The 1858-nt window shown below is 42.5% G+C and carries 1 protein-coding gene; it reads right to left on the reverse strand.

Features of this window, described 5'->3' with window-relative positions; all coding sequences use genetic code 11:
- Positions 1–529 precede the first annotated feature (529 nt).
- The gene (tyrS, locus tag A3766_RS19525; RefSeq protein ID WP_068513052.1) at positions 530–1729 is read right to left on the reverse strand and encodes a tyrosine--tRNA ligase; all 1200 of its coding nucleotides are present in this window, start codon (positions 1727–1729) and stop codon (positions 530–532) included.
- Positions 1730–1858 lie beyond the last annotated feature (129 nt).

A 1858-nucleotide genomic window follows, 5' to 3' on the forward strand; every position in this document is an offset into this window, starting at 1 on the left:
ACTTGCATGTGTTAAGCCTGCCGCCAGCGTTCAATCTGAGCCATGATCAAACTCTTCAGTTCAATCTAGTCGAAGCAAAAGCTTCATATACTTGCTCAAGTTACTTACTGTTCAAATAAATTGTACAGGTCGTTGACTTGATAATTTCTTAAGCAACATCCTCTCTAACAAGTTAGATCAGAGTGCTTTATCGTGAAATCATCTCAGCCAGCGCCCACACGAATTGCTTGGTTAATTTTTTAAAGAGCTTGCTTGAGATCCCTCAAGCGAGGCGCGTATTCTACAGCGTCTCATTTGCTTGTCAACGATTTTTTTTAATTTGTTTTCGAAGAAATTTAAATTCAAAACCGAAAACCAAAACCTTTAACAAGCGAAGATAAATTACTGATTTTAATCACTTAATTCATCCTCTATCTCCTTCAAACTTCGCCGCTTTCGAAGCGGTTCGTCTTAAGGAGGTGCGCATTATATAGAGCTGATTCTTTAGGTCAACACCTTTATCAAACTTTTTATAAATTAGTTTGTAACGCTATTTTAACGAGACTTTAGCTATCTTTTTCTTGCCCGCCTGAATCACATATATACCAGGCACCGACAACTTCAAGCTCGCCTCTACCTTCTCGCCTTCTACATAGACTGCACCGCGACCCAAGACATCTTTAGCTGCTGCACCATTCTTTACCAAAGCCGCCATTCTTAGTACAGCAGATACTGGCAACTCCGACTGCCCCTCAGCATCAACATCAACTTCCGGAACATTATCTGGAATCTCACCCAAACCGACTCGGTTGCCTGCCGAGTTATGCGCAGTCGCCGCCGACTCCGCATCATGGAAACGCTCAATGATTTCGCGCGCAAACAGATCTTTAACCTCTTGCGGGTTTCTCCCTTGCGCAACCTCTTGTTTAAGAACCTCTATCTCTGCCAATGACTTAAAGCTTAATAATTCATAGTAGCGCCAGATCATTTCATCAGGTAGCGATAGCAACTTCGTGTAAATCTCACCCGGCGCATCATTCACACCCACATAGTTATTGAGCGATTTGGACATTTTCTGGACACCATCCAAACCCTCTAATAAAGGCATCGTTAGAATTGTCTGAGGATCCATACCCGCATTTTTCTGCAAAGTACGCCCCATTAATAAGTTGAACTTTTGGTCAGTTCCACCCAATTCAACATCTGCCGCCATTGCAACCGAGTCATAACCTTGCACTAACGGGTACAAGAACTCATGAATTGCAATGGACTGCTCCCCTTTAAAGCGCTTACTAAAGTCATCACGCTCTAGCATTCTCGCTACAGTATATTGCCCGGCCAGCTTGATCATATCCGCAGCAGACATCTTCGACATCCATTCTGAGTTAAACATGACCGTTGTTAACTCAGGATCTAAAATTTTGAACACCTGCTCTTTATAGGTCTGCGCATTTTGCGCCACCTGCTCTTCAGTCAAAGGCGGCCGTGTAGCACTTTTACCGGTAGGATCACCAATCATGCCGGTAAAGTCACCAATCAAGAACAGCACCTCATGACCAAGATCCTGAAACTGCTTCAACTTATTAATGAGTACCGTATGCCCTAAATGTAAATCTGGAGCAGTTGGGTCAAATCCAGCTTTGACACGAAGTTTCTTCCCCGCCTCAAGCTTCTTTACTAAGTCTTCTTCTACTATTAACTCTTCAGCTCCGCGTTTAATAATTTCTAGAGCTTCTTGAACCGATCCCATCTTAAACTTCACCTTTCAACGCATACCAATAACAATCGAGAAACAATCGCGACATCAAAAAACAAACAAGTATATCATCTTTAACATTACTGTAAGCTTTATAAACAAACATTGACTTTGCTTGAACCC

The sequence above is a fragment of the Oleiphilus sp. HI0132 genome, from assembly GCF_001635845.1.